Source organism: Novosphingobium percolationis (genome assembly GCF_020179425.1).
Taxonomy (GTDB): Bacteria; Pseudomonadota; Alphaproteobacteria; order Sphingomonadales; family Sphingomonadaceae; genus Novosphingobium; species Novosphingobium percolationis.
The window spans coordinates 420,708-446,758 of sequence record NZ_JAILYM010000002.1; the positions used below are offsets into that span (position 1 = coordinate 420,708).

Below are 26,051 nucleotides of genomic sequence, written 5' to 3' on the forward strand. Positions count from 1 at the left end.
CACGCCATGGCGCAGACGATCCGGCGAGGCGGCAAGGGCGTGCGGCGGGCGGCTGCGGCCAAGGGCGCGAAGGCCAAGGTTGCCACCGCCAAGAAGCAGACCGGCACTGCCATCGGCCAGGCGCGCCGCTGGCTGCCGTTCAGCGACGAGGCGCTGCATCGCGTGGTTCTCACCGGCATCCTTGGCGGCGCGGCGGCGATCGCGTGGACCATCGCAAGCTTTGCCGGCGTGCCCGCGCTGGCCGAGGACAAGCTGGCGCAGGTGGCGGCGGGATCGGGTTTCGAGGTGAAGCGCGTGGAAGTGCGCGGCGTCAACCGCATGAACCAGCAGACGATCTATGAACACGTTCTGGGCCAGCGCGATCAGGCGATGAGCCGGCTCGATCTGGCGACTTTGCGCGAAGGGCTGCTGCAGCTTCCCTGGGTCAAGGATGCGCGCGTGTCACGCCAGCTGCCCGATACGCTGGTGGTCGACGTGGTCGAACGCAGCCCGCACGCGGTGATGCGCGATGGCGACCGGCTGATGCTGATCGACGAGACGGGCCATGAACTCGAACCGGTCAGCCGGGACAAGGCCCGGGGCATGTTCGTGCTGTCCGGTCAGGGCGCGGAACAGCGGGTGGAGGATCTGGGCAAGCTGCTGGAGGCCGCGCCCGCGCTCAAGCCGCAGGTGGCCGAGGCCGAATGGATCGGCAACCGCCGCTGGAACCTCACCTTCAAGACCGGGCAGGTGCTGGCGCTGCCCGAAGGCGAAGACCAGTCCGCCGCCGCGCTGGTGACATTTGCGCGGATGGATGGCGTCGACCGCCTGCTCGGCGGGCGCGTGGCGGCATTCGACATGCGCGCGCACGATCGCATCTACTTGCGCGTGCCGGGCCATGCCGACGAACTCGTCGCGCAGCAGAAGGCTGCCGCGCAGGCCAAGACCGAGGCGAAGAAGCAGCAGGTCGCCGCCACCAGCGCCGCGATCGTGCCCAAGCCTGTCGCGACCGCGCGGGACTGACGCCATGGCCGTGCCGCGCATCACCAAAGTCTTTGCCGCCGTCAATCTCGGCTCGTTTCGCACCTCTGCGATGATCGCGGGCCTGTCCGAAACGGGCGAAATGGTCGTGCTGGGCTCTGGCCACCGCGCCAGCCAGGGGATCAAGCGCGGCTATGTCACCGACATGCAGGCCGCCACCCATTCGGTACGCGACGCGATTGAGCGCGCCGAGAAGATGGCCAATGCCAGCGTACAATCGGTGTGGATCGGCTGTTCGGGCGCTGGGCTTGCCAGCACCACCGCCAAGGTCGAGGTCGAGGTCGGCGGTCGCCGCATTGAGCAGGACGATATCGAGCACCTGCTCGTCGCCGGGCGCGAGGTGATCCAGCCCGACGGGCGTACCGTGCTGCACGCCCAGCCAGCGCACTACACGCTCGACGGCGCGCATGGCGTGCCAAATCCCAAGGGGTTGCACGCTGAGCGGCTGGCGGTCGATATCCACGTGATGCTGGCCGACGGCGCGCCGATCCGCAACATCAAGGAAACGGTCGAGAACGCGCACCTGAAGGTTGAGGCCGTGGTCGGCTCGCCCGTCGCGGCGGGCCATGCCTGCCTGACGCCGGAAGAGCGCGAACTGGGCGTGGCGCTGGTCGAATTCGGCGCAGAAGTGACCACGGTGTCGGTCTATGCGGCGGGCATGCTGCTGGGGATGCAGGTTATCCCGTTCGGTTCGGGCGACATCACCGATGCGGTCGCCAGCGCCTTCGGCATCCGGCGCTACCAGGCCGAGCGGCTGAAATGCATGTCGGGCTCGGCCATCGCGAGCCCGGCCGACCATCGCGAGATGATCCCGGTCAACGCACCCGGCGATCCCGAAGGCGGGCCGATCGCGCGGCATGCCGACGACAAGAACCGCATTCCGCGCGCCGAGCTGATCTCGGTGATCACCCAGCAGCTGGGGCGCTTCACCGAAGAAGTGTCCAAGGCGCTGAAGGCCATGGGCTTTACCGGGCAGAGCGGGCAGCAGGTGGTGCTGACGGGCGGCGGCGCGCAACTGCCCGGCCTGGCCGATTTCGCGCAAGGCGCGCTGGGGCGGCCGGTGCGGATCGGCTCGCCCCCGACCATGCTGGGCCTGCCGCCGGGCCATGCGACGCCCAGTTCATCGACGCTGGTGGGGCTGGTGCTCTATGCTGCGGCGGACCCGGTCGACATCCGCGCGGTGGGGCCAGGCTGGCGCCCCGGCGAGCATCGGTACACGGGCATGAAGCTGGTCCGGCGCGTGTGGGAGGCGCTGCGTAACTACTTCTGAAGCCGACGCGCCCGGATTGGCCGGAATCCGGAGCATTTCGCCACTGCATCCTGTGGAAAAGCCGACTTTAACTTTGATTCGACGAAACGATGTGTGCCAAAGATTGGGCAAGCTGCATCGTGGCGTCGAACGCGCCGCGCAACCCATCTGACCCCTTGAGGGAGAGACCGACATGAGCATCAACATCGGCCCGCCGGCGATCGACGAGCTTCGGCCCCGCATCACGGTGATCGGCGTGGGCGGCGCGGGCGGCAACGCCATCGCCAACATGATCCGCGCGGGGATCGAAGGCGTCGACTTCATCGTCGTCAACACCGATGCGCAGGCGCTCAACAACTCGATCGCGGACACGCGCATCCAGCTGGGTCCCGACATCACGCAAGGGCTGGGCGCGGGCGCGCGGCCCGAAGTGGGCCGGGCCGCGGCCGAAGAAACGCTTGAAGACATCGAACGCGCGCTCGATGGCGTGCACATGGTGTTCATCGCCGCCGGCATGGGCGGCGGCACCGGCACCGGCGCCGCGCCGGTCATCGCCGAGGCAGCGCGCCGCAAGGGCGTGCTGACCGTGGGGGTGGTGACCAAGCCGTTCCTGTTCGAAGGCACGCGCCGCATGCGCAGCGCCGACAGCGGGATCGAGGAGCTGCAGAAGCACGTCGATACGCTGATCGTCATTCCCAACCAGAACCTGTTCCTGGTGGCCAAGGCCGAAACGACCTTCAAGGAAGCGTTCCAGCTGGCCGACGAAGTGCTGCAGCAGGGCGTGCGCTCGATTACCGACCTGATGGTCATGCCCGGCCTGATCAACCTCGACTTCGCCGACGTGCGCTCGGTCATGGGCGAGATGGGCAAGGCCATGATGGGCACGGGCGAGGGCGATGGCCCGAACCGCGCGCTGGAAGCGGCCGAACGCGCCATTGCCAACCCGCTGCTCGACGGCGTGTCGATGCAGGGCGCCAAGGGCGTGATCATCTCGATCATCGGTGGCGACGACATGAAGCTGCTCGAAGTCGATGAAGCGGCCAACCACATCCGCGAACTGGTCGATCCCAACGCCAACATCATCTGGGGCTCGGCGTTCAACCCGGACCTCGACGGCAAGATCCGCGTCTCGGTGGTTGCCACCGGGATCGAGCAGAGCGCCGAAATGGCCGAGATCGCCGCGCGTCCCGCTGCGATCCCCGGGGCCTCGCGCGGGCCGGCCTTCCCCGGCGCGGCGCCTGCCCGCACCGGCGCGGCTCCGGTGATCCAGGCAGAGCCTGCGCCCGCGCCGGTCGCCGCTCCGCCCGCGCCCGAGCCTGCCGCGCCGGTGGCGCAGCCCGGCTTCGCCGGTCTCGAACCCGAAGCGGAGGAGCCGCTCGACCTGACGCTTGATCTCAGCGAGGAACAGACCGAGCCCGCGCCGGCAGCCGCGCCCGCCGCTCCTGTGGCGGCTCCGGCCGATGAACTGCAACTCGGTGCGGCCGAAGAAGACGCCTTCGCGCCCCGCGTGGGCCGTGGTGCGCAGGTTCCGCCTGCCGCGCCGCGTCCTTCGACCGGCAGCACGCTGTTCGAACGCATGGCCAACCTTTCGCGCGGGGCTTCGCGCAACGCGGACGAGGACGACCAGGACGACGGCGGATCGCTCAGCATTCCGCGATTCCTCGGTCGCCAGAACAACCAGTAACCGCGATGGCGGGCGCGCTGCCAGCAATGGTGTGCGCCCGCCCGTTGCGCAGCGATAGCGTGTTGTCTGCGCTTAATCTCCACGCCGCTATGGGGTCGGCACGATGATGCGCCGAGTCTCCCGAATGTCGTCCCGCCCTCTGGTTCTTGTCGCTTGCGCGCTGATGGCGCCCGTCGCGGTGCTTGCGCAGCCCGCGGTGGTGTCACAGCCGGTCGTCCAGCCGACGACGGCGGGCGCGACCTCGCCCGGACAGGCGCTCAATGCGGCCTTGACCCGGCTGGCGCGCGATCCGCGCAACCTGACCGCGCTGCTCGATGCAGGCTCGGCGGCACTGCAGTTGGGTGATACCGATGCGGCCATCGGATTTTTCACGCGCGCCAACGAGGTTGCGCCGGGCAACGGGCAGGTCAAGGCGCAGATCGGCACCGCCATGCTGCGCGCCGACAAACCGCTCGACGCCATCACCTATTTCGACGACGCCGAACGCGCGGGCGCGGACATCGGGGCGATCGCGGCCGACCGGGGCCTTGCCTACGACCTCGTCGGCGACAATGCGGCGGCGCAGCGCTATTACCAGTTCGCGCTGGCACGCGGTTCCAGCGATGAAGTGCTTCGTCGTTACGCGCTCAGCCTGGCGATTGCAGGCGACCGGCGCGGCGCGGAAGCCACGATCGCGCCACTGATCCAGCGACAGGATCGGGCAGCATGGCGCGTGCGCACCTTCATCATGGCCATCACCGGCAGCACGGAGGAGGCGGTGTCGGTAGCCTATGCCTCGATGCCGCAGGAACTGGCGGGCGGGATCGCGCCCTACTTGCGCTTCATGGCGCGGCTGACCCCGGCGCAACAAGCGGCGGCGGCCAACCTCGGCCACTTCCCGCGCGCGGCGGATATCGGTCGCGACGATCCGCGCATCGTGCAGTATGCCGCGCTGCATCCGCGCGCGCCCAAGGTCGACACGGCCCTGACGCCCGCGGGTGAGCCGCTGGGCGGCAAGGGCAAGCAACTCGCCAGTCGCGATGCGCCAAGCCGCGACAAGCGGCGCCGGCCCGATCGCGTGCAGGCCGTGGCGCAGGCTCCGTTGCAGGCCTCGCCGACCGTTGCCCCGTTGCCTGCCCAGCCGACTGCGGCGACGCTGGCCATGGCCGCAGCGCCTCGCCTGGTGTCGACCCCCGTGGTGCAAGCGGTGCCGCAGGCGGTCGTGCAGCCGACGCCAGCACCCGTTCCACAGCCGGTGCGGATGGCGCAGGCTGCGTCGCCAGCCTCCGGGCTGGCCGGGACATCCGCGCCCGGTTTCGACCTTGCGCGGACGCCGGGACCGCAAGCGGCACCGCAGCCCTATCCGCTGGCGCGCATCGACATGCCGCCGCCCGCCGCGGCGCGTCCTTCGCCTGCGCCGTCCGTGCTCGCTCCCGTGCCGGTGGCGTCGACCCAGACAGCACCAACGGCAGCTCTGCAACCAGCGCCTGCCCAGCCCGCGCCGGTTCCGCCCCAGCCCAAGCCCGTCAGCGTTGCCGTTGCCACCCCGCCGCCCGCCAACGATTTCAGCGCCTTGTTCGACAGCTTCAAGGCGCCCGAGGCGGAGCAACAGGCCCAGCGTCCGGCGGTCGATCTGTCGACGATCCGGCCCGGTCGCCCTGCGCAGGCCGTGGTTACGCCCAAGGTCGCTGCGATCCCGGCCAAGGAAGCCAAGGCCACGACGGCGCGGCCTGACCCGCGTGGCGAGCGCCCCGATGCGCCAACCGCCGTTTCACGCGTGACCGAACGCGAAGTGCGGGTGGCTGAACTCGATCCCAAGGCGAAGAACGCCAAGGCGGACAAGAACGCCAAGGATTCCAAGACCACGAAGGACCCGAAGGACGCAAAGTCCGGCAAGGATGCGAAGGACGCAAAGTCGGCGAAGGATACCAAGGCCGAAAAGGGCAAGGCGGCCAAGCCTTCGCACCCCAGCCGCATCTGGGTGCAGGTGCTGAGCGGCGGGAACGACGAGGTCATGGGCAAGGAATGGCGCAAGCTCGTCAAGGATGCGCCTGCGCTGAAGGGGCGCAAGCCCTACATCAGTCCCTGGCGCAGCAATTTCCGCCTGCTGACCGGCCCGTTCGAGAGCGACGCGGCGGCGCAGGATTTCGTCAAGGCGCTGAAAAAGAGCGGCGTTTCCAGCTATCAGTGGACCAGCCCGGCGGGCCAGCCGGTCGATACATTGTCGCTCGACTGAAGGCGCCGCGGCGCGACGTCCTCCACCCCCTGTCCACAGCTTTTGCACAGCCTTGTGTAGTTTTGCCCAAGCGGCTGTTAACCTGCAATTGTTCAACGGCGCGCACTCCGCGATGGAACCGTTGAACGCGCGGCAGGATCCTCCTGCCGCCATGGGCTCCGGCCCCGGAGAGCGATGATGCGGACCGGCCACGACGACAGCGAACGCGACGATGCGGCGCCCGTCGATATGCTCGCCTCGCTGTTCGAAGCCCGCGGCTGGCCGTGCGAGTTCGTTTCCGATGACGAGATCCACGGCGAGATCCAGGGATCGTGGGCGACCTATCAGGTGCGCTGCGTCTGGCGGACCGAGGACCACGTGCTGCAGATCCTCTGCCTGCCTGACATCCGCGTGCCCGATGACAAGCGCGCCGCGGTCTACGAGGTGATGGCGCTGATCAACGAGCAGGTCTGGCTGGGGCACTTCGACGTGTGGTCGAACGGCTCGGTACTGCTGTACCGCCACGCGCTGATGCTCGGCGATGACGGCCTGCTCAGTCTCGGCCAGGCGCAGACCGCGATCGAGGCGGCGATCGACGAATGCGACCGTTTCTATCCCGCCTTCCAGTTCATCCTGTGGGGTGACAAGAGCCCCGCCGACGCGCTCGCCAGCGCGCTGGTCGATGCGGCGGGCGAGGCTTGAGTTTCAGGAGCAGTCCGATGCGTTTCCTCCAGTTCGGTTGCGGCAACATGGGCGGAGCGATGCTTGCCGGGTGGCTGGCGGGCGGCCTTGCGGCGGGCGACTTCACCGTGGTTGACCCTTTCCTGCAAGCCGCGCCCGATGGCGTGCGGCTGCTGGCCGAGGCTCCCGACGGGGAAGCGCCGGCCGACGTGGTGATGCTGGGCTTCAAACCCCAGCAATTGCCCGATGCGGTCGCTGCGGTGGGGCCGCATGTCGGCCCCGGCACGCTGTTGCTGTCGATCCTTGCGGGCGTCGACATGGCCACGCTGCGCAAGGCCTTTCCGCAGGCGGGTGCGATCGTGCGCGTGATGCCCAACCTTTCCGCCGCGCTGGGCAAGTCCCCTATCGCGCTGGTGGGTGATGCGACGGGCGAGGCCAGGGCGCAGACCGACCGCCTGATGGCGCCGCTGGGGAAGGCCGAATGGCTCTCGGGCGAGGACCAGATGGACCTTGTCACCGCGCTGGCAGGCTCCGGCCCGGCCTTCGTCTACCGCGTGATTGATACGCTGGCGCAGGGCGCAGCGAACCTTGGCCTGCCGCGCGAACAGGCCGACCGGCTGGCGCTCGCCATGGTCGAGGGCGCGGCGCTGCTGGCGGCGCAATCGCCTTATGGACCGGGGGAACTCGCCCGGCGCGTGGCGAGCCCCGGCGGCACCACGCAGAAAGGGCTCGACGTGCTCGATGCCGACGAGCGCCTGCTGCGGCTGATGGAAGACACCTTGCGCGCCGCTCGCGACCGCAGCGCCGAGATGACGGAAATGGCACGCGCCGCCGGTTGAGCGGCGCTTGTACATTTTGTCACAAACCGGACATTCCGGTTTCGCTTGAATCCGGAAGGCCCAAGGGCGATATTCACTCCATTGGAGCCGATCCCGGTTCCGCACTGGAGTGAAACGAGCATTATGGCAAACTGGAACGACCCTCAGCCCCGGACGGGCTTCGGCGCGTCTCCGAGCCTTTCGGGCGCCACCAGCCGCAGCGAGGTCTTCGACGCGGGCCTGCGGCGCTACATGCTGTCGATCTACAACTACATGGCCTCGGGCATCCTGCTGTCGGGCATCGTCGCGCTGCTGTTCGCGACGACCGGCGCTGCTGCCGCCGTGTTCGGCACGCCGCTGCGCTGGCTGGTGGCGCTGGCGCCGCTCGGCTTCGTGATGGTGATGAGCTTTGGCATCAACCGCTTGTCCACCAACGCGGTGCGCGGCCTGTTCTGGGCCTTCAGCATCGTGATGGGCATGTCGCTGTCGTCGATCTTCTTCGTCTACACCGGCCCTTCGATCGCGGCGACGTTCTTCGCCACGGCAGGTGCCTTTGCTGGTCTCAGCCTGTTCGGCTACACCACGCAGAAGAGCCTGTCGGGGATGGGCACGTTCCTGATCATGGGCCTGGTCGGCATCCTGATCGCGTCGCTGATCAACATCTTCCTGCAGTCGCCGGGCCTTGCCTGGGGCATCAGCTTCCTGGGTGTGCTGATCTTCGCCGGTCTCACCGCCTATGACACGCAGCGCCTCAAGGACCAGTACGCCTACCTCGCGGGCACCGATTTCGCGGGCAAGGCCGTGGTGATGGGCGCGCTGACGCTGTATCTCGACTTCATCAACATGTTCACGTTCCTGCTGCAGTTCATGGGCGATCGCCGCTGAACGCATCGGGTTCCGATCTGAAAATGCGATGCCCGGCAGGCCAAGGCGGCTTGCCGGGCATTTTCTTTGCTGCGCAATACGGTTAGGATTGCGCTTCAATCCGGAGAAGGCCTTGTTGCGGAACGCCAATTCGGCGGCTGCCCACGCCTTCGGGGGAATTTCGATGTCGTTCTTGCCGCGCCCTGCCGCGTTCGTCCGTTCCATGCCGCTCGTGGCTGCCAGTGTGCTGGCGCTGGCGCTTGCTTCCTGCGCCAAGGCGCCGCCACCGCCGCCTCCGCCGCCTCCGCCGCCGCCCAAGGTCGTGGTGATCCCGCCGCGCCCCACTCCGCCCAATGGCGCGGCCAACACCCTGGCGATCCCGCCGGTCGATGGGGTGGGCCTTCGCCAGTCGGTCAATCGCAACATCAGCCCCGCGCAGGCGCTGTGGAACCTGCGTTCGGCCTACAACGTTGCCGCGCTCAACTGCAGCGCGCCCCGTCATGCCGATATCCTCGTGCGCTATCGCGCGTTCCTCACCTCGAACGCCAAGGTGCTGACCAGCGCCAACAAGACGGTCGATGCCGAGTTCCGCAAGAAGTACGGGACCAAGTTCATCGCACCGCGCGAACAGTACATGACTGCGGTCTACAACCACTTCGCGCTGCCGCCGACGCTGTCGGACTTCTGCGACGCGGTGCTGGCGGTCAGTCGCGACGGCATGACGGTCAAGCCTGCGGATCTCCAGGGCTTTGCGGTGCTGAACCTGCCCAACATCGAGGTCGTGTTCGACGACTTCTACCGTCGCTATGAAAAGTACCGCGCCGATCTGGCCGCGTGGGATGCGCAGTACGGCCAGGCGGCTTCTGCGCAGACCGGCGGCGCCGGGTTCGGTGCGCCGTCGGCTGCGGTTGCCCCGGCAATCGTGCTGCCCGGCGCGACCGAGAAGGGCGGGGCGCTCTGAGCGTCCTTCGCCCGAAAAAGTCATTTTTGCTCTTGGCAAGGTCGCGACCCTTGCGCTAAGGGCCGCGCTCCCGACGGATGCTTCTTGCGAAGCGCCGGCGGGAAGATTCTGGAACGGGGCCGTAGCTCAGCTGGGAGAGCGCGTCGTTCGCAATGACGAGGTCAGGGGTTCGATCCCCCTCGGCTCCACCAGGTCTCGAAAGGCCGCCGGACCACCGGCGGCCTTTTCGGTTTTGGGAATAGCCTTGCCGTCAGGGGCGGGGCGGCCCAAATAGCTCTTTCTCTTCCCGGATTGCTGAACCCATGCATTTTCTCGACCAGGCCAAGATCTTCGTCCGCTCCGGCGCGGGTGGCCCCGGTGCGGTCAGCTTCCGGCGCGAGAAATACATCCAGTACGGCGGCCCTGACGGCGGCAACGGCGGCAAGGGCGGCGATATCATCTTCGAAGCCGTCGCGGGCCTCAACACCCTGATCGACTTCCGCTATACCCAGCACTTCAAGGCGCAGCGCGGCCTGGGCGGCGCGGGCTCGAACCGCACGGGGGCGGGCGGCCGGGATCTCGTCATCAAGGTGCCGGTGGGCACGCAAGTGCTCGACGACGATCGCGAGACGGTGCTGCTCGATCTTGTCGAGGCGGGCCAGCGCGAAGTCCTGCTGCGCGGCGGCGATGGCGGTCGTGGCAACCTGTCTTACAGGACATCGACCAACCGCGCGCCGCGCCAGTGCGGGCCGGGCTGGCCGGGTGCGGAAATGTACGTCTGGCTGCGGCTCAAGCTGCTGGCCGATGCGGGGCTGGTCGGCCTGCCCAACGCGGGCAAGTCCACCTTCATCAACCAGATCACCAACACCAAGGCCAAGGTCGGGGCCTATGCCTTCACCACCACGCGCCCGCAGCTGGGCGTCGTCAGCCACCGCAACCGCGAATTCGTGCTGGCCGACATTCCCGGCCTGATCGAAGGCGCGGCGGATGGCGCCGGGATCGGCGATCGCTTCCTCGGCCATATCGAGCGCTGCCGCGTGCTGATCCACCTGATCGACATCCACAGCGAGACCGACCCGGTCGAGGCGATGCACATCGTCGAGGGTGAACTCGAAGCCTATGGTGCCGGCCTGGACGAGAAGCCGCGCCTGGTTGTGCTCAACAAGATCGACCTCGTCGACAAGGAGCTGGTGCAGGCCTTCAGCGCCGAACTGCTCGAAGCAGGCGCCGATCAGGTGTTCCCGATCTCGGGCGCGACGGGCAAGGGCATCGATGCGCTGCTCGACGCGGTGCTCGACTACCTGCCCGCCGCGACCGTCACCGAACGCCCCTCGGGCGAGGTCGAGGAAGAGGAAGATCGCAAGCCCTGGTCTCCGTTGGGATGATGCGGGCGTTCGGATGAGGAACGCCGGGACGTGCCTCGCGCCGCCCGAACCGCCCTTCACCTTGCGTCACAATTCACCTAAGCCCGCGCGACCATGAAGATCACGCAGCTGTCCCACCTCGCCGATTCCGCCACTTGTCCGCGACTGGTGGTGAAAGTGGGTTCCGCCCTGCTGGTGGGCAAGGACGGGCAGCCGCGCCGCGAATGGCTGGCCGCGCTCGTCGCCGAAATCGCCGCCATGCGCGCGCGCGGACAGGAAGTGATCGTCGTCTCCTCGGGCGCGATCGCGCTGGGCGCGCGCAAGCTGGGGCTCGCCAAGGGCGGGCGTGGCAGCCTGTCGGACGCGCAGGCCGCCGCCGCCGTCGGCCAGATCGCGCTGGCGGGGCTTTGGGCCGAATTGCTGGCAGGGCATGGCCTCACCGCCGCGCAAGTGCTGCTGACGCTGGAAGATCTGGAAGACCGGCGGCGCTACCTCAATGTCACCGCTACGCTCGGCACGCTGCTGGCGGCGGGGGCGGTGCCGGTGATCAACGAGAACGACACCGTGGCCACCAACGAAATCCGCTTCGGCGACAACGACCGGCTGGCCGCGCGCGTGGGGCAGGCGGCGGGCGCCAAGGCGGTGCTGCTGCTTTCCGATATCGACGGCCTTTATGACCGCGATCCGCGCCAGCCTGGCGCCGTGCGCATCCCCGTGGTGCGCGGCGTGACGCCGGAGATCCACGCCATGGCCACTGGCGGGTCGTCCTCTGGCCTCGGTTCGGGCGGCATGACCAGCAAGCTGCAAGCCGCCGAAATCGCCGAGTTCGCCGGAATGGCGCTCGCCATCATGGATGGCCAGCCGACGTCGCCCGTGGGCACGGCGCTGGCTTCGGATCGCGGCACGCTGTTCCTGCCGCGCGGTCGCAAGCAGGCGCGCAAGGCCTGGCTCGGCGGCAGGATGCGGCTGCGTGGGCAAGTCCATGTCGATGCGGGCGCGGCGGCGGCGCTGGCGCGCGGCTCCAGCCTGCTGGCGGCGGGCGTCACCGCGATCGATGGCGATTTCCAGCGTGGCGATGCCGTCGCCGTGCTCGGCCCTGACGGCGCGACGCTGGCGCGCGGCCTGTCCGAATACGATGCCGCCGAATGCGCTGCGATCATGGGCCGCCAGAGCGCCGAGCACGAGGATATCCTGGGCTATGCGCCGCGCTCCGCGTTGATCCATCGCGATCAGATGGTCCTGCTCTGATGGGCGCAGACCTGCTGGCGCTGACCGGCGCAACGGGGTTCGTCGGGCAGGCGGTGCTCGATCTGGCGCGGCGACAGGGGCTGGAAGTGCGCGCGCTCGCCCGCCGCCCGCAAGAACCGCGCGCGGGGGTCGAGTGGGTGCAGGGCGATCTGGGTGACAAGGCCGCGCTGCGCCGCTTGGTGGGCCGCGCGACCGTGGTGGTCCACATCGCCGGCGTGGTGAACGCGCCCGATGAAGCAGGCTTCATCGCAGGCAACGTCACGGGCACGTTGAACGTGGTTGATGCTGCCCTGCGCGCGGGCGTGCCGCGTCTCGTCCACGTCTCCTCGCTGTCCGCGCGCGAGCCGCAGCTCTCGCTCTACGGCGCCAGCAAGTTGAAGGGGGAACGCCTCGTCACCGCTGCGCCGCTCGACTGGACGGTGGTGCGTCCGCCCGCGGTCTATGGCCCGCGCGATACCGAGATGCTCGAACTGTTCAAGCTGGCGAAGCGCGGGTTCATGCCCTTGCCGCCCGAAGGCAAGCTGTCGATCATCCATGTGGCCGATCTTGCCCGCCTGCTGCTGGCGCTGCTGCCGGGTGGCGAGGATGTCACGTCCCGCACTTTCGAGCCCGACGACGGCCAGCCCGGCGGATGGACGCACCATGGCCTTGCCCGCGCCATCGGCGTGGCGGTGGGGCGTCGGGTCACGCCGATGTCGCTTTCGCCCGGCCTGCTGCGCTTCGGCGCGAAAGCCGACCGCTTCTTCCGCAAGGAGCGCGCCAAGCTGACGCAGGACCGCGTCGGCTACATGTGCCACCCCGACTGGATGGCGGGCGAAGGCAACCAGCCGCCGCCCGCCTTGTGGAAGCCGCAGGTGGAAACGCGCATGGGGCTGCACGCGACGGCGGCATGGTATCGCGAGGCGGGCTGGCTATGACGACAACAGAATACGGGCGATCGGGGAAGAACGGGCAATGATCCAGCGCGAACACATCGGCACGGCGCAAGTGCCTGACGGCGCCGAACTGAAGCTCTATCGCCACGACCGCGATTTCATGATCGTGCTCGGCCACAACGAACTGATGAGCAGCCGCATGAGCGGCTCGGAAGTCGCGCTGGCGGTGGAAAGCCTGGCGCGGCTTGGCGGCAAGAAGGACGCGAAGCTGCTGATCGGTGGCTACGGCATGGGCTTCACCTTGCGCGCGGCGCTGGCAGCTCTGGGGCCGCAGGCGGAGATCATGGTCGCCGAACTGGTGCCGGAAATCATCGAATGGGCACGCGGGCCGATGGCTGACCTGGCCGCAGGGTGTCTCGATGATCGCCGCGTCACCTTGCGCATGGGCGATGTGTCCGATGCCATCGCCATGGCCCGGCGCGAGATGCCGGGCGGGTACGATGCGATCCTGCTCGATGTCGACAACGGGCCCGACGGCCTCGTCCGCTACGAAAACGGCCGGATCTATTCGAGCCGGGGCCTGCGCGCGGCGCGCGATGCGCTGGCGCCCGGAGGCGTGCTGGCGGTGTGGTCGGCCGCGCCCGATCCGCGGTTCACGCGACGGCTGGAGGAAGCAGGCTTCGCGGTCGAGGAAATCGTCGTCCGCGCCCGCACCAACGGCAAGGGGCCGCGCCACCTGATCTGGTTCGCCCGCCCGGATTGATCGTCAATTGCCAAGGCCGCTCCCGCGCGTTAATCAGAACGATAATTCTGATATGGCTGGGGAGATGGCATGGCGACGCGGCGGGAAGCTCTGACCGGGCTGGGATTGGGCGTCGGAGCGGGATTGACGGGTGGCGTGCCCGCATTGGCCGCTCCCTCCGGCGCGGCGAAGGCCCCAGCGCCATGGCGCGCCGGGATCGAGGGCCAGCGCCGCGCCGATCTCGGCAACGGCTGGTATCGCAACCCGGTCATGGCGGGCGACTATCCCGATCCGTCGATCCTCAAGGACGGCGACGACTACTACATGACCCATTCCAGCTTCGACGCCGCGCCGGGGCTGGTGATCTGGCATTCGCGCGACCTGATCAACTGGACGCCGCTCTGCTCCGCCCTCGACAAGCCGCTGGGCACGGTCTTTGCGGTCGATATCGCCAAGCACGACGGGCGCTATTACATCTACATCCCGTTCATGGCCGCGCCGTGGTCGAAAGGACTCAAGAGTTTCGCCAACATCTACGTGATCCATGCCGAGAGCATGGCGGGACCGTGGAGCGAGCCTGTGGACCTGAACATCGGCGGATTGATCGATCCCGGCCACATCGTGGGGGAAGACGGCAAGCGCTACCTGTTCCTGTCGGGCGTCAGCCGTGTATGCCTGACCGACGATGGCCTTGCCACCGATGGCCCGGTCGAAAAGGTCTATGACGGCTGGCATTTCCCCGATGACTGGGTGGTCGAGGCCTTTGCGCTCGAAGGTCCGAAACTGTTCCGGCGTGGCGACTGGTTCTACCTCGTCACCGCCGTTGGCGGCACCGGCGGCCCGCCGACCGGGCACATGGTCACGGTGGCGCGGTCGCGTTCGATCCACGGGCCGTGGACCGATTGCCCGCACAACCCCATCGTGCGCACGCGCAGCGCGAATGAGGCGTGGTGGTCGCGCGGGCACGCCACGATGGTCGCAGGGCCGGGTGGGCAGTGGTGCATGGTCTACCACGGCTACGAAAACGGAATGCGCACGCTGGGGCGGCAGACGCTGGTCGAGCCGATGGCGTGGGATGCGCAAGGCTGGCCCGTGGCGCTGGGCGGGGACCTGTCGAAGCCCTTGCCGATGCCCACCGGGCGCAGCGGCGGCGACCACGGCATTGCCCGCTCCGACGATTTCGCAGGGCCGGCCTTCGGCACGCGCTGGTCGTTCTATGGCGCCACTCCGCAGGAACGCGCGCGGGCGCGGTTCATCGGTGGCGCGCTGGAACTGACCGCCAAGGGAACCTCACCCGCCGATTGCGCGCCGCTGACGCAACTGGTCGGGGATCGCAGCTACGAGATTGCCGTCGAGATCGAATTGTCCGGCACCGCGCAGGGCGGGCTGCTGCTGTTCTATAACGACCGGCTGTTCCTGGGCATGGGGCACGATGGCGCCCGCATGACCACCTGGCGCGGCGGGCGCGCCAGCTACTGGCCCGAACCTGCCCCCGCCGTGCGGCGGCTGTTCCTGAAGATCGTCAATCAGGAGAACATCGTCACGTTCTTCTACAGCGTGGACGGCAAGGCATGGACGCGGCACGGCGTGCGCAGCGAAGTTTCGGGCTACAACGCCAACACCGTGGACGATCTGTCGTCGCTGCGCCCGGCACTGTTTGCTTGCGGCGAAGGCGTCGTGCGGTTCCGCGACTTCCGCTATCGCGCGCTTGATCAGGGGGCGGGCTGAAAAAGGAGAGGCGGCGCGGGGTAATGGGGGGCCGGCCGCCTCAGTGTTGGGGTATGGGCGACACATCGCCTCTGGTCGTGATCCTATACCTTAGGTCGGAATAGTTCAAAACCTTAGTTAGTAAAATGCATCAGGACACGCCGAAATGCAACCCCGTGCGGCCGGCTTCAATCGCCCGCGACGACGGCGCTGACCTGCCACTGACCGTCGCGCTGCTCGACGATCACCCGGCGGGCAAGGACGCTGCGCAGCGCGCGCGTCTCGACATAACCGCGCAAGCCGCCGTCGGCCGCGACATGGGTGAAGCGCCGCGCCGGATCGAAACCGGGCAGCAGGCTGACCATCTCCCAATCGAGCGTGGCGAGCGGCTCGGCGCTGGCCGAGGGCGTGGCCAGCAAGGCGATGGCCGGGCCCACGGCCAGCATGGTCTCTCCCGGATCGAGGCTTTCCGGCACATTCCAGAAGAACCACGGCAGCACGGCGAGCCCGTCGCGGGTATCGCAGCCCAGCGACAGGATCGTGGCGAGATCAGCCCACAAAGCCGGGGCGGAATCGCCTGAAAGGCGGCGAACCAGTTCGTCGCGACCGTGGCCGCCACCATAGTCAAGCGTGACGTCGCTTGCGGCAAGCTGGCCGAGCGCGGCGGCGTCGCGCCGGGTGACGGCATCGGACAGCTTGCTGCGAAAAGCAGCAAAGCCAGGCAGCCCGGCGCACTCGTTCTGCGGGCGGTAGTGCATGGCCGCGCGCACGGCGGGCGTGTCGCTTTCCTCCGCGGCGGGGGCAGCGGTCGCCGGAACAGCGGTTGCGGACCCGGTCACCTGCGGCCCTGGCGGCGCATCGCTCGCCACGTCGGACGATGTGGCCGCAGCATCCGACAAGGCATCGGACGGAACATCGGACGGGGTATCGGGCTGCCGGTCGCACGCGGTCAGCAGGAAGAGGCAGGCCAGGGCGACGGTGGTCGCGATGCGGGCCAGCTCATTGTCCCCGATACGAATTATACCGCGTCCTCCACTGGTCGACCCGTCGTCGCTGCCGCATCGTCAATCACGGGGAGCGCCGCCGGTTCCACAACGCTATCACCATAGCGCGGACTTGTCTCGACCAGCGGCACGTCCTCGATCTCGCGCTTGCCGATCTGGATGCCCTTGTCGCGCAGCTTGCGGCCCGAGGACAGCACGTTGCGTTCGAAGCTGCCCACGAACTTGTTGTAATTGCTGACCGCGCTTTCGAGGCCCGAGCCGACGCGCTTGAGGTGTTCGCCAGCGGTGGCCATGCGGTCGTAGATCTCGGCCCCCAACCGGCCGATTTCGGCGGCTTCGCGGGCCAGCTTGTCTTGCGTCCAGACTAGCGCCACGGTGCGGGCAATCGCGACGAGGTTGGTCGGGGTTGCCAGCAAAACCTTGTTGCTGAAGGCAAAATCCCACAGCGTCGGATCGTGTTCGAGCGCGGCTGACACGAAATGTTCGCCCGGCACGAACATCACGACATAGTCGGGCGCGTCCTTGAACTGGCTTTGATAGGATTTGGCCCCCAGCGTCTGCACATGGTTGCGCATCGAGCGCGCGTGCAGGTCGAGCTGGCGCTTGCGCTCGGCATCGTCGTTCGCCTCGAACGCGGCCTGATAGGCGTTGAGCGAGACCTTGGCGTCGATCACCAGTTGCTTCTGTCCGGGCACATGCACGATCGCATCGGGGCGCAGGCGCCCTTCGTCGGTGTCGAGCGAGTGTTCGAGGTTGAAATCGGTATGTTCGGACAGCCCGCACTGTTCGAGCACGTTCTGGAGCGCGCGTTCGCCCCAGCGGCCACGGGCCTTGGGCGCGTTGGTCAGCGAATTGCCAAGGCGCTGGGCCTCGCGCTTCACGTCTTCCTGCCCCTTGCGCATTTCCTCGATGATCCCGGCGAGATTGCCGAAAGCATCGACGCGGTCCTTCTCCAGCTTGCCGACCTGTTCCTCATAGCTCTTGAGCCGCTGGTCGACCGGGGCGAGCAGGGCCTTGAGCCGTTCGGCGCTGGTCTTCTCGCTTTCCTCGAAGCGGGCATGGGCGCGGTGGAGGAAGGCTTCCTGCGCCTTTTCCAGCACCTTGTTGCCCGCGTTTTCGAACTCCTTGCGCAAGGCTTCCTGCGCTTGGACCAGCAGGCGCTTCTGTTCGGCGAAGTTTTCGGCATCGGCCTTGAGCGCGGCCAGTTCGGCGCGAAGCGCCTCACGCGAAGCGCGGGTTTCGACCAGTTCCGCGCGCGTAGCATCGGCGTCGGCGGCGCGCTGCTGCGCGGTCGCGAGGCTGGTGGCAAGGGCATCGCGCTCGGCGCGGATCGCGGTCAGGTCTCCGCTCACCTGGTCGAGCAGCTTGAGCCGTTCGGACTGGGTGGCAAGGTCCACCGCCATGGCCTTGACCGTGGCCTCATGCGCCTTGGCCTCGCCATCGCGCGCGGCGTGGCGCGCCTGCCAGTCAGCCACCGGGCGCCCGCCCAGAAACCAGCCGACGATGAAGCCGACAACGGTCGCGCCGAGCAGGAAGACAGCAAAGGAGGGCATCGATTCCAAGGTCAGGCTCCGCTAGAACGAAGCGTGAACTTAAACGCAAATCAGGCCGCGTGGCAAGCGTGACCTGAAAGACGCCGAAAGGGGGTAGAACGACACCTGAGGGTGCGTGAACGGCACCGGGCGGCGTGCAAACGCCACCCGGAACGAAGATCAGGCAACCTTGCGCAGCTTGTCGAGCTTCTTCAGCGCCATCTGGCGCTTGAGGCGCGAGAGGTGGTCGATGAACAGCACGCCTTCGAGGTGGTCCATCTCGTGCTGGAGGCAGGTGGCCATGAGGCCCTCCATCTCTTCTTCGTGCACCTTGCCGTCGAGGTCCTGCCAGCGCGCGCGGATGCGCGAGGGGCGTTCGACGTCGGCGTAGATTTCGGGCACCGAAAGGCAGCCTTCGGAATAGACGGTGTGCTCTTCCGAGGGATCGAGGATCTCGGGGTTGATGAACACCCGCGGTTCGCGCTTGGTCGGCTGGTGCGTGTGATGATGGCCGCCGTGGCTGTGGCACACCTCGGGTTCGGCGTCCGGGTCATCGGGCTGGAGGTCGATCACCAGCACGCGCAACGGAATGCCGACCTGGATCGCGGCGAGACCGATGCCGGGGGCATGGTACATCGTCTCGAACATGTCGTCGACGAGCGTGCGCAACTGGTCGTCGAAGGTGTCGACGGGGACCGAGATCTGCTTGAGCCGCGGATCGGGGACTTCGAGGATTTCGAGAATGGCCATGAGGCGCAGATAAGCGGCTTGTGTTGGAGTCGCAAGGCCCACAAACGCTGCGCTTTGGTGCTGCCCACACCTGACCCCTTCCGCCTGCGGGCGGGGAAGTGCGAAGTCAGCTGATGGGCCGCCTTGCCCGCAGCGCCTGTGCCAGCGTGCCTTCGTCGAGGTAGTCGAGTTCGCCGCCCACCGGCAACCCGTGGGCGAGCTGGGTGACGCGCACGGGCAAGGCTTCCAGCCGTTCGGCGATGTAGTGCGCGGTGGTCTGGCCTTCCAACGTGGCGTTCATGGCGAGGACCACTTCGTCGATGCCGCCCGCCGCCACGCGGTCGAGCAGCCTGCCGATGGCGAGGTCTTCCGGGCGCACGCCTTCCAAGGCGGAGAGGCGACCGCCGAGGACGTGATAGCGCCCGGTGAACAGGCGCGCGCGATCCAGCGCCCAGAGGTCGGCCACTTCCTCGACCACGCAGATCGCGCGGGCATCGCGGCGCGGGTCGGCACAGATGCCGCAAGGGTTGGTGGTATCGACGTTGCCGCAAGCATCGCATTCGACGAGGGCATCGCGCACGACCTGCAACGCGCCGACCAGCTGGTCGAGCGCGGTTTCACGGCGCTTGATCAGCCACAGCACGGCGCGGCGGGCGGAACGGGGGCCGAGGCCGGGAAGGCGGGCGAGGGCGCCGGCCAGCGCCTCGATCTCTTGCGATGCCATGTCTGCACAGATAGGGCCAGGCGCAGCAAACGAAAGGCTTTTTGAACAGCGATGCGGATCGTCTTCATGGGAACCCCGGACTTCGCGGTGCCGACGCTGGAGGCGCTGGTTGCAGCGGGGCACGAGATCGTGGCGAGCTACAGCCAGCCGCCGCGCCCGGCGGGCCGGGGCAAGAAGCTGCAGGCCTCGCCCGTGCAGCTGGCCGCCGAGGCGCATGGCATCGAGGTGCGATATCCCGTCTCGCTGAAGGGGGCGGAGGAGCAGGCGGCCTTTGCCGCGCTGGAGGCCGATGTCGCGGTGGTCGCCGCTTATGGGCTGATCCTGCCGCAGGCGGTGCTCGATGCGCCGAAGCTCGGGTGCCTGAACGTGCACGGCTCGCTGCTGCCGCGCTGGCGCGGAGCAGCGCCGGTGCAGCGCGCGATTCTGGCAGGCGATGCCATGACGGGCGTGACGATCATGCAGATGGAGCGGGGGCTGGATACCGGGCCGATGCTGGCGACGGTGGCAACGCCGGTCGATGGCAAGAGCGCAGGCGACCTGACCGCCGAGCTCGCCGGGAAGGGTGCCGCGCTGATGGTCGAGGTGCTGGCCGACCTTGGCGCGTACCCGCCGGTGGTGCAGCCCGAGGACGGCGTGACCTATGCGCACAAGATCGACAAGGCGGAGAGTCGGCTGGATTTCGCGCGTCCTGCGCTGGAGGTCGAACGGCAGGTGCGCGCCTTCGCGCCCGCGCCGGGCGCGTTCTTCGAGCTGGAGGGGGAACGCTATCGCGTGCTGGCAGCGGACGTGGCCGCAGGCGAGGGCGCGCCGGGGACGGTGCTGGACGAAGAGCTGACGATCGCCTGCGGGCAAGGTGCCTTGCAACCGACACTGGTGCAGCGCGCCGGACGGCCCGCGATGGAAACGGCGGCCTTGCTGCGCGGGCGGGCGATTGCAGCCGGAACGGTGCTGAACGGATGACCCGCTTCGCGCTCACGCTCGAATGGGACGGGACGCCCTACATGGGCTTTCAGCGGCAGGGGCACGGGCCGAGCGTGCAGCAGGCGGTGGAGGAGGCAGCCGAATCGGTCGTCGGCCATCCCGTCACGCTGCACGCGGCGGGACGGACGGACACCGGCGTCCATGCGCTCGCCATGCGCGCGCATTTCGATAGTGAGACACAGCTTTCGCCCTTCCGTCTGTCCGAAGCGATCAACGCGCGCTTGCGACTGGCGGGCCACGCGGTGGCGGTGCTCGATTGCGTCGAGGTGGCAGAGGACTGGCACGCGCGCTTTTCGTGCGTGGGCCGGGCCTACGAATATCGCATCGCCAATCGCCGCGCGCCGTTGACGCTGGAAGCATCGCGCGCCTGGCGGATCGCGCGGCCGCTCGATGCCGATGCCATGCACGAGGCGGCGCAGGCGCTGGTCGGGCACCACGATTTCACCACGTTCCGGTCGGTCCACTGCCAGGCGGCAAGCCCGGTCAAGACGCTGGACCGGCTCGACGTGCGGCGGGAAGGCGATCACATCGTCATCGAGGCGGCGGCGCGCAGTTTCCTGCACCGTCAGGTGCGCTCGATGGTGGGGTGTCTTGCGCTGGTGGGGCAGGGCCACTGGGCGGTGGGCGATGTCGGCGCGGCGCTCGCTGCGCGGAACCGTTGCAAATTGGGACTGAATGCGCCACCCGATGGCCTGTATTTCGTAAAAGCGATCTATCCGGGAGAATCGTGATGTCTGATGTGCGCGGCCAACAACTGCTGACGACGCTGGAAGAGAACGGCACGCTGACCGTCGAGGTGGCGGAACACAGCTTTCCCGCCCCCACCGGTTCCCAGGTGCTGATCCAGGTCGAGGCGGCCCCGATCAACCCGTCCGACCTTGGCCTGCTGTTCGGCCCCGCCGATGTTGAAAACGCGGTCTATTCGCCCGGCAAGCTGGTGGCGCAGATGCCGGAACCTGCACTGCGCGCGATGAAGGCGCGCTACGGCATGGCGATGCCCGCCGGCAACGAAGGTGCGGGTCTGGTGGTCGCGGCGGGCGAAGACCCTGTGGCGCAGGCGCTGCTGGGCAAGCGCGTGACCTGCTTCCCCGGCGGGATGTATGCCAGCCATGCGCTGGCCGATGCGCGGATGTGCCTTGAACTGCCCGAAGGCGTCAGCTCGGAAACGGGGGCCTCGGCCTTCGTCAACCCGCTGACCGCGCTCAGCTTTACCGAGACGATGCGGTATCACGGGCATTCGGCGCTGGTGCACACGGCGGCGGCGTCGAACCTGGGCCAGATGCTGGTGAAGATCTGCCAGGCCGATGGCATCCCGCTGGTGAATATCGTGCGCAACGACGCGCAGGTCGCGCTGTTGAAGGGCATTGGTGCGGAACACGTGGTCGACAGCTCGAAGGACAGCTTCCTCGACGACCTTGCCGCCGCGATCGATGCGACCAAGGCGACGATGGCGTTCGACGCGATCGGCGGGGGCAAGCTCGTCAGCCAGATCCTGTCGGTGATGGAACAGGTGGCCAATTCGGGCGCCGCCTACAGCCGCTATGGTTCGAACGCGGAAAAGCGCGCCTTCATCTATGGCGCGCTCGACCTGTCGCCGACCGTGCTGACGCGCAACTTCGGGTTCGTGTGGGACGTTTCGGGCTGGCTGCTGACGCCGTGGATGGGCAAGCTGGGGGCAGAAGTCGTCGACAAGATGCGCGCGCGCGTGCTGGCTGAGATCACCACCACCTTCGCCAGCCACTACAAGGCGCGCGTGACGCTGGAACAGGCGCTGACCAGGGACGCGGTGCTGGAATACAATGCCCGCCGCACGGGCGAGAAGTACCTGATCACGCCGCAGGGCTGACACAAAAAAGGGCGCTCGCACACGGCGAGCGCCCTTTTTCTGTGCTTGTAAGCTCACGCCTTGGCGACGACGCTTTCGGGCAGGTCCTTGCCGAAGACGCGCTGGTAGTATTCGGCCACCAGCACGCGCTCGGTCTCGTCGCACTTGTTGAGGAACGACAGGCGGAAGGCGAAGCCCGCGTCGTTGAAGATCTGCGTATTCTGCGCCCAGCTGATGACCGTGCGCGGGCTCATCACCGTGGAAATGTCGCCGCCGATGAAGCCCTTGCGTGTGAAGTCGGCCACGCGGACCATCTGCGCGATCAGCGCGGGATCGAGGCCCGGCACCTTGCCGGTGACGACCGCGATCTCGGTGTCGGCGGGCAGGTAGTTGAGCGCGACGACGAGGTTCCAGCGGTCCATCTGGCCCTGGTTGATCGCCTGCGTGCCGTGGTAGAGGCCGCTGGTGTCACCCAGGCCCACGGTGTTGGCCGTGGCGAACAGGCGGAACCACTTGTTGGGGCGGATCACGCGGTTCTGGTCGAGCAGCGTGAGCTTGCCTTCGGTTTCCAGCACGCGCTGGATCACGAACATAACGTCCGGGCGCCCTGCGTCGTATTCGTCGAACACGAGCGCGGTCGGCGTCTGCAGCGCCCAGGGCAGCAGGCCTTCGCGGAATTCGGTGACCTGCAGCCCATCGCGCAGCACGATCGCGTCGCGTCCGATCAGGTCGATGCGGCTGATGTGCGCGTCGAGGTTGATGCGGATGCAGGGCCAGTTGAGTCGCGCGGCGACCTGTTCGATGTGGGTCGACTTGCCCGTGCCGTGATAGCCCTGGACCATCACGCGGCGGTTGTAGGCAAAGCCCGCGAGGATCGCCAGCGTGGTGTCCGGATCGAACACGTAGCTGCCGTCTCGGTCGGGGACGCGCTCGTCCGCCGCCGAGAAGGCCGGAACCTTCATGTCGATGTCGATGCCGAACGTCTCGCGGACGTCGATCTCGGTGTCGGGCGCGGCGAGCAGCGTCGTCGCGTGATTGGTCGGAATCTCGCTCATCGCCTCTTCGCCTATACGCGCGGGCCGAGGCCTGCAATAATCTTTGGGAGAGGTTTTTGGTCTTGAGGGGAGAAATTCGATGAAGCTTTACGGTGCGCTGATTTCGCCGTTCGTGCGCAAGATCGCGGTTGTCGCTACGGAAAAGGGCATTTCCTGGGAACTGGCGCGCGGCGGGCCGGGCAGCGGCGATCCCGATTTCCTCGCCGCCAGCCCCTTGGGGAAGATTCCCGCGATCGACGACGATGGCTTCACGCTGGCCGATTCGTCGGCCATCGCGCTCTACCTCGATGCCAAGTATCCCGAACCGCGCCTGATCCCGCAGGACCCGCAAGGGCTGGGCCGGGTGATGTTCTTCGACGAGTTTGGCGATACCGTGCTCGGCGGTGCGGGGCTCAAGGTGCTGTTCAACCGGCTGGTTGGCCCCAAGCTGCTGAAGGTCGGCGGCGATGAAGCCGTGGCCGCGCAGGGCGAGGCCGAACTGCCGCGCTGGACCGACTGGCTCGAAAGCGTGGTGCCGTCCGAGGGCTGGCTGATGGGCGCGGACTTCACGCTGGCCGATATCTCGGTCGCGGCGCTGTTCCGCTCGATCGAATACGTGGGCCTAGGCATCGATGCGGCGGCGCGGCCCAAAACGGCGGCGTGGTACGAACGCGTGAAGGCGCGGCCTTCATGGGCCGCGGTGGCCGAGCAGGAAGACGCCTTCGCCAAGCGGATCATGGCGCTGGCGGAGGGGTGATCGCGGTCTTGAGCCTGCCCCCTCCCGCTTGCGGGCGGGGTGGGCTCGGGCCAGCACGCCCCGTCGCAGGCAGGGCACGCCCCTGGCCGACTGTCCTTGACCTGACCCGATTCCGTGACAGGCTGCCCCCAGACCAAAAGCTGGGGAGAAGCGGCCATGTCCCGTCCGGTTCCGTTCTGCTGGTATGAACTGATGACCACCGACGCGTCGAGCGCGGCGGACTTTTACGGCAAGGTCATCGGCTGGAGCGTGTCGGCGCCCGATCCGTCCTCGCCGATGGACTATCGCATGATCGTGCGCAGCGATGGCGGCCCGACCGGCGGGCTGCTGCCGCTGACCGCGCAGATGCAGGCGGACGGCGCGCGGCCCGCGTGGGTGCCCTACCTCGCGGTGGCGGACTTCGCTGTCGGCCTCGCCGCGCTGGAAGGCGATGGCGCGCATGTGCTGATGCCCCGCACCGACATTGCCGAGGGCAGCTTTGCCATGCTCACCGATCCGCAGGGCGCAGCCTTCTACCTTATGCAGCCTCGCCCGCCCGAAGGCAGCCCCGATGGGCAATCGCACGCCTTCAACGCCGACGGCGTGCAGCACGCGCGCTGGAACGAGCTGGCGACGAGCGATCCTGCCGCGGCCAAGGCATTCTATGCCCGGCACTTCGGCTTTGAATTCAACACGTTCATGCCGATGGGCCCGGCGGGAAACTACGACTTCATCGATTTCGACGGCCAGCAAGTGGGCGCGGTGATGCCGCTCATGGACCCGGCGCGGCCGCCTTCGTGGCTGACCTATTTCGGCGTCCCTTCGGCCAGCGCCGCCAAGGCCGCGATCGAAGCGGCCGGCGGAACCGTGCTGATGGGGCCGCACCAGGTGCCGACCGGCAACTGGGTCGTCGCTGCCACGGATCCGCAGGGCGCGGCCTTCGGCGTGGTGGGCGGACAGTGAGCGCGGCGCCGGTCACGCTGTGCCTGTGGTACGAGGGCGACGCCTTCGACGCCGCGACGTTCTATGCGCAGACCTTCCCGAACAGCACGGTCGGCGCGGTGATGCGCGCCCCGTCCGACTATCCCGACGGGCGCGAGGGCAACGTGCTGACGGTGGAGTTCACCGTGCTGGGCCTGCCCTGCGTCGGGCTCAATGGCGGGCCGATGTTCAGGCACAGCGAGGCGTTCTCGTTTCAGGTGGCGACCGATTCGCAGTCTGAAACCGACCGCTACTGGAACGCCATTATCGGCAATGGCGGGCAGGAATCAGCGTGCGGCTGGTGCAAGGACAAGTGGGGCCTTTCGTGGCAGATCACCCCGCGCGCGCTGACCAATGGCATGGCCGATCCCGACCCCGCCGCGCGCAAGCGCGTGTTCGAGGCAATGATGACCATGGGCAAGATCGACATCGCCGCGATCGAGGCGGCAAGGGCGGGAGCGGCGTGATGCTAGACCTCTATGGCCATCCTTTTTCATCGTATACGTGGAAGGCGCTGATCGCGCTCTATGCCAATGTCACGCCCTTCACGTTCAGGCAGGTGGGGCCCGATCATCCCGAAAACAGCGCGCGGGTGCAGGCGGCAAGCCCGCAGGGCAAGTTCCCGCTGCTGGTCGACGGGGCGCTCGAACTGTTCGAGGCGAGCGTGATCATCGAACATCTGGCGCGGCACCATCCCGGTCCTGCGCCGCTGCTGCCCATCGATCCCGACGCGGCCATCGCCACCCGCATGATCGACCGTGTTTTCGACAACTACGTGATGAACGCGATGCAGGAGAGCGTCGATGAAGTGCTGCGCGAGGGCACGCTGGGCGAATCGATGCGCGCGCGGGTCGAGGCGCGGCTGCATCGCAGCTATCGCTGGATCGACGGCTGGCTCGAAGGCTATGCGCAGCCGGACGGTGTCAGCCTGATCGAATGCGCCGCCGCGCCTGCGCTGTTCTATGCCGATTGGGTCGCGCCGATCCCCGACGACTGCGCAAGGCTCAAGGCGTGGCGCGCGCACTTGCTGGCGCTGCCGCCGGTCTCGCGCTGCGTCGAGGACGCGCGGCCCTATCGCCATTACTTCCCGCTCGGCGCGCCCGACCGCGATTGACGAGG

At 67.8% G+C, this 26,051-nt stretch carries 25 protein-coding genes and 1 tRNA gene; 21 read left to right on the forward strand and 5 right to left on the reverse strand.

Annotated elements, in window-relative coordinates; genetic code table 11:
* Nucleotides 1-6 precede the first annotated feature (6 nt).
* The 14 genes from K3A84_RS06490 (at nucleotide 7) to K3A84_RS06555 (ending at nucleotide 15,407) form a co-directional block, all read left to right on the forward strand.
* Nucleotides 7-1,002, forward strand: coding sequence for a cell division protein FtsQ/DivIB (locus K3A84_RS06490; protein WP_225008514.1), 996 nt, complete (start codon nucleotides 7-9; stop codon nucleotides 1,000-1,002).
* A gap of 4 nt (nucleotides 1,003-1,006) precedes the next feature.
* Complete coding sequence (ftsA, locus tag K3A84_RS06495) at nucleotides 1,007-2,290, forward strand: cell division protein FtsA (RefSeq protein WP_225008515.1); 1,284 nt, start codon at nucleotides 1,007-1,009, stop codon at nucleotides 2,288-2,290.
* A gap of 172 nt (nucleotides 2,291-2,462) precedes the next feature.
* Complete coding sequence (ftsZ, locus tag K3A84_RS06500) at nucleotides 2,463-3,953, forward strand: cell division protein FtsZ (RefSeq protein ID WP_225008516.1); 1,491 nt, start codon at nucleotides 2,463-2,465, stop codon at nucleotides 3,951-3,953.
* 199 nt (nucleotides 3,954-4,152) lie between these two features.
* A complete protein-coding gene (locus K3A84_RS20510) occupies nucleotides 4,153-6,168 on the forward strand; it encodes an SPOR domain-containing protein (protein WP_225008517.1) in 2,016 nt (671 codons plus the stop codon).
* A gap of 177 nt (nucleotides 6,169-6,345) precedes the next feature.
* On the forward strand, nucleotides 6,346-6,849 hold the full coding sequence (locus K3A84_RS06510; RefSeq protein ID WP_225008897.1) for a type III secretion system chaperone family protein: 504 nt from the start codon (nucleotides 6,346-6,348) through the stop codon (nucleotides 6,847-6,849).
* Between the two features lie 17 nt (nucleotides 6,850-6,866).
* On the forward strand, nucleotides 6,867-7,667 hold the full coding sequence (proC, locus tag K3A84_RS06515; RefSeq protein WP_225008518.1) for a pyrroline-5-carboxylate reductase: 801 nt from the start codon (nucleotides 6,867-6,869) through the stop codon (nucleotides 7,665-7,667).
* A gap of 123 nt (nucleotides 7,668-7,790) precedes the next feature.
* Nucleotides 7,791-8,531 (forward strand): Bax inhibitor-1/YccA family protein, encoded by a 741-nt coding sequence (locus K3A84_RS06520; protein WP_225008519.1) that lies wholly within the window; start codon nucleotides 7,791-7,793, stop codon nucleotides 8,529-8,531.
* A 202-nt stretch (nucleotides 8,532-8,733) separates the two neighbouring features.
* Nucleotides 8,734-9,471, forward strand: a complete 738-nt coding sequence (locus K3A84_RS06525; protein WP_225008520.1) for a hypothetical protein — start codon at nucleotides 8,734-8,736, stop codon at nucleotides 9,469-9,471.
* A 115-nt stretch (nucleotides 9,472-9,586) separates the two neighbouring features.
* A tRNA-Ala gene (locus K3A84_RS06530) sits at nucleotides 9,587-9,662 on the forward strand.
* Between the two features lie 111 nt (nucleotides 9,663-9,773).
* Nucleotides 9,774-10,835, forward strand: a complete 1,062-nt coding sequence (obgE, locus tag K3A84_RS06535; RefSeq protein ID WP_225008521.1) for a GTPase ObgE — start codon at nucleotides 9,774-9,776, stop codon at nucleotides 10,833-10,835.
* Nucleotides 10,836-10,928: 93 nt separating this feature from the next.
* Nucleotides 10,929-12,062 carry a glutamate 5-kinase gene (gene proB / locus K3A84_RS06540; RefSeq protein WP_225008522.1) on the forward strand — a complete coding sequence of 378 codons (1,134 nt, stop codon included), beginning with the start codon at nucleotides 10,929-10,931 and terminating at the stop codon, nucleotides 12,060-12,062.
* Nucleotides 12,062-12,979, forward strand: a complete 918-nt coding sequence (locus K3A84_RS06545) for an NAD-dependent epimerase/dehydratase family protein (RefSeq protein ID WP_225008523.1) — start codon at nucleotides 12,062-12,064, stop codon at nucleotides 12,977-12,979. The genes proB and K3A84_RS06545 overlap by 1 nt, the downstream gene beginning before the upstream one ends.
* 37 nt (nucleotides 12,980-13,016) lie before the next feature.
* The gene (locus K3A84_RS06550; protein ID WP_225008524.1) at nucleotides 13,017-13,700 is read left to right on the forward strand and encodes a spermidine synthase family protein; all 684 of its coding nucleotides are present in this window, start codon (nucleotides 13,017-13,019) and stop codon (nucleotides 13,698-13,700) included.
* 69 nt (nucleotides 13,701-13,769) lie between these two features.
* On the forward strand, nucleotides 13,770-15,407 hold the full coding sequence (locus K3A84_RS06555) for a family 43 glycosylhydrolase (RefSeq protein ID WP_225008525.1): 1,638 nt from the start codon (nucleotides 13,770-13,772) through the stop codon (nucleotides 15,405-15,407).
* A 167-nt stretch (nucleotides 15,408-15,574) separates the two neighbouring features.
* Here the strand turns inward: K3A84_RS06555 and K3A84_RS06560 are convergent, their stop codons facing one another.
* The 4 genes from K3A84_RS06560 to recR all read right to left on the reverse strand — a co-directional run bounded on the left by K3A84_RS06560 (nucleotide 15,575) and on the right by recR (nucleotide 19,375).
* Nucleotides 15,575-16,225, reverse strand: a complete 651-nt coding sequence (locus tag K3A84_RS06560; protein WP_225008526.1) for a hypothetical protein — start codon at nucleotides 16,223-16,225, stop codon at nucleotides 15,575-15,577.
* A 179-nt stretch (nucleotides 16,226-16,404) separates the two neighbouring features.
* Entirely contained in the window at nucleotides 16,405-17,943 is a 1,539-nt protein-coding gene (rmuC, locus tag K3A84_RS06565; protein WP_225008898.1) for a DNA recombination protein RmuC, read from the reverse strand.
* 159 nt (nucleotides 17,944-18,102) lie between these two features.
* On the reverse strand, nucleotides 18,103-18,672 hold the full coding sequence (gene def, locus K3A84_RS06570; RefSeq protein ID WP_225008527.1) for a peptide deformylase: 570 nt from the start codon (nucleotides 18,670-18,672) through the stop codon (nucleotides 18,103-18,105).
* A gap of 106 nt (nucleotides 18,673-18,778) precedes the next feature.
* Nucleotides 18,779-19,375, reverse strand: coding sequence for a recombination mediator RecR (gene recR / locus K3A84_RS06575; protein ID WP_225008528.1), 597 nt, complete (start codon nucleotides 19,373-19,375; stop codon nucleotides 18,779-18,781).
* 51 nt (nucleotides 19,376-19,426) lie between these two features.
* Here recR and fmt point away from each other — a divergent pair, with 51 nt between their 5' ends.
* The 3 genes from fmt to K3A84_RS06590 are packed head-to-tail and all read left to right on the forward strand — an operon-like array spanning nucleotide 19,427 to nucleotide 22,202.
* Entirely contained in the window at nucleotides 19,427-20,335 is a 909-nt protein-coding gene (gene fmt / locus K3A84_RS06580) for a methionyl-tRNA formyltransferase (RefSeq protein ID WP_225008529.1), read from the forward strand.
* The gene (truA, locus tag K3A84_RS06585) at nucleotides 20,332-21,087 is read left to right on the forward strand and encodes a tRNA pseudouridine(38-40) synthase TruA (RefSeq protein WP_225008530.1); all 756 of its coding nucleotides are present in this window, start codon (nucleotides 20,332-20,334) and stop codon (nucleotides 21,085-21,087) included. The genes fmt and truA overlap by 4 nt, the downstream gene beginning before the upstream one ends.
* The gene (locus tag K3A84_RS06590) at nucleotides 21,087-22,202 is read left to right on the forward strand and encodes a zinc-binding dehydrogenase (protein WP_225008531.1); all 1,116 of its coding nucleotides are present in this window, start codon (nucleotides 21,087-21,089) and stop codon (nucleotides 22,200-22,202) included. Before truA ends, K3A84_RS06590 begins: the two co-directional genes overlap by 1 nt.
* 53 nt (nucleotides 22,203-22,255) lie before the next feature.
* Here the strand turns inward: K3A84_RS06590 and K3A84_RS06595 are convergent, their stop codons facing one another.
* Nucleotides 22,256-23,236: an AAA family ATPase gene (locus tag K3A84_RS06595; protein WP_225008532.1), complete on the reverse strand. Its 981-nt coding sequence runs from the start codon at nucleotides 23,234-23,236 to the stop codon at nucleotides 22,256-22,258.
* Nucleotides 23,237-23,315: 79 nt separating this feature from the next.
* Here K3A84_RS06595 and K3A84_RS06600 point away from each other — a divergent pair, with 79 nt between their 5' ends.
* The 4 genes from K3A84_RS06600 (at nucleotide 23,316) to K3A84_RS06615 (ending at nucleotide 26,046) form a co-directional block, all read left to right on the forward strand.
* On the forward strand, nucleotides 23,316-23,972 hold the full coding sequence (locus tag K3A84_RS06600) for a glutathione S-transferase family protein (RefSeq protein WP_225008533.1): 657 nt from the start codon (nucleotides 23,316-23,318) through the stop codon (nucleotides 23,970-23,972).
* A 156-nt stretch (nucleotides 23,973-24,128) separates the two neighbouring features.
* A complete protein-coding gene (locus tag K3A84_RS06605) occupies nucleotides 24,129-24,914 on the forward strand; it encodes a VOC family protein (RefSeq protein WP_225008534.1) in 786 nt (261 codons plus the stop codon).
* The gene (locus K3A84_RS06610) at nucleotides 24,911-25,399 is read left to right on the forward strand and encodes a VOC family protein (protein WP_225008535.1); all 489 of its coding nucleotides are present in this window, start codon (nucleotides 24,911-24,913) and stop codon (nucleotides 25,397-25,399) included. The genes K3A84_RS06605 and K3A84_RS06610 overlap by 4 nt, the downstream gene beginning before the upstream one ends.
* Nucleotides 25,399-26,046 carry a glutathione S-transferase family protein gene (locus K3A84_RS06615; protein ID WP_263626150.1) on the forward strand — a complete coding sequence of 216 codons (648 nt, stop codon included), beginning with the start codon at nucleotides 25,399-25,401 and terminating at the stop codon, nucleotides 26,044-26,046. The genes K3A84_RS06610 and K3A84_RS06615 overlap by 1 nt, the downstream gene beginning before the upstream one ends.
* Nucleotides 26,047-26,051 lie beyond the last annotated feature (5 nt).

Coding starts and splice junctions, on each gene's coding strand:
- recR (WP_225008528.1), bottom strand. CDS start 19,375: ATGGCATCGCAAGAGATCGAGGCGCTGGCCGGCGCCCTCGCCCGCCTT.
- proB (WP_225008522.1), top strand. CDS start 10,929: ATGAAGATCACGCAGCTGTCCCACCTCGCCGATTCCGCCACTTGTCCG.
- def (WP_225008527.1), bottom strand. CDS start 18,672: ATGGCCATTCTCGAAATCCTCGAAGTCCCCGATCCGCGGCTCAAGCAG.
- K3A84_RS06600 (WP_225008533.1), top strand. CDS start 23,316: ATGAAGCTTTACGGTGCGCTGATTTCGCCGTTCGTGCGCAAGATCGCG.
- ftsA (WP_225008515.1), top strand. CDS start 1,007: ATGGCCGTGCCGCGCATCACCAAAGTCTTTGCCGCCGTCAATCTCGGC.
- K3A84_RS06525 (WP_225008520.1), top strand. CDS start 8,734: ATGCCGCTCGTGGCTGCCAGTGTGCTGGCGCTGGCGCTTGCTTCCTGC.
- K3A84_RS06605 (WP_225008534.1), top strand. CDS start 24,129: ATGTCCCGTCCGGTTCCGTTCTGCTGGTATGAACTGATGACCACCGAC.
- ftsZ (WP_225008516.1), top strand. CDS start 2,463: ATGAGCATCAACATCGGCCCGCCGGCGATCGACGAGCTTCGGCCCCGC.
- fmt (WP_225008529.1), top strand. CDS start 19,427: ATGCGGATCGTCTTCATGGGAACCCCGGACTTCGCGGTGCCGACGCTG.
- K3A84_RS06545 (WP_225008523.1), top strand. CDS start 12,062: ATGGGCGCAGACCTGCTGGCGCTGACCGGCGCAACGGGGTTCGTCGGG.
- obgE (WP_225008521.1), top strand. CDS start 9,774: ATGCATTTTCTCGACCAGGCCAAGATCTTCGTCCGCTCCGGCGCGGGT.
- K3A84_RS06590 (WP_225008531.1), top strand. CDS start 21,087: ATGTCTGATGTGCGCGGCCAACAACTGCTGACGACGCTGGAAGAGAAC.
- K3A84_RS06595 (WP_225008532.1), bottom strand. CDS start 23,236: ATGAGCGAGATTCCGACCAATCACGCGACGACGCTGCTCGCCGCGCCC.
- K3A84_RS06510 (WP_225008897.1), top strand. CDS start 6,346: ATGCGGACCGGCCACGACGACAGCGAACGCGACGATGCGGCGCCCGTC.
- rmuC (WP_225008898.1), bottom strand. CDS start 17,943: ATGCCCTCCTTTGCTGTCTTCCTGCTCGGCGCGACCGTTGTCGGCTTC.
- K3A84_RS06550 (WP_225008524.1), top strand. CDS start 13,017: ATGATCCAGCGCGAACACATCGGCACGGCGCAAGTGCCTGACGGCGCC.
- K3A84_RS06520 (WP_225008519.1), top strand. CDS start 7,791: ATGGCAAACTGGAACGACCCTCAGCCCCGGACGGGCTTCGGCGCGTCT.
- proC (WP_225008518.1), top strand. CDS start 6,867: ATGCGTTTCCTCCAGTTCGGTTGCGGCAACATGGGCGGAGCGATGCTT.
- K3A84_RS06555 (WP_225008525.1), top strand. CDS start 13,770: ATGGCGACGCGGCGGGAAGCTCTGACCGGGCTGGGATTGGGCGTCGGA.
- K3A84_RS06615 (WP_263626150.1), top strand. CDS start 25,399: ATGCTAGACCTCTATGGCCATCCTTTTTCATCGTATACGTGGAAGGCG.
- K3A84_RS06490 (WP_225008514.1), top strand. CDS start 7: ATGGCGCAGACGATCCGGCGAGGCGGCAAGGGCGTGCGGCGGGCGGCT.
- truA (WP_225008530.1), top strand. CDS start 20,332: ATGACCCGCTTCGCGCTCACGCTCGAATGGGACGGGACGCCCTACATG.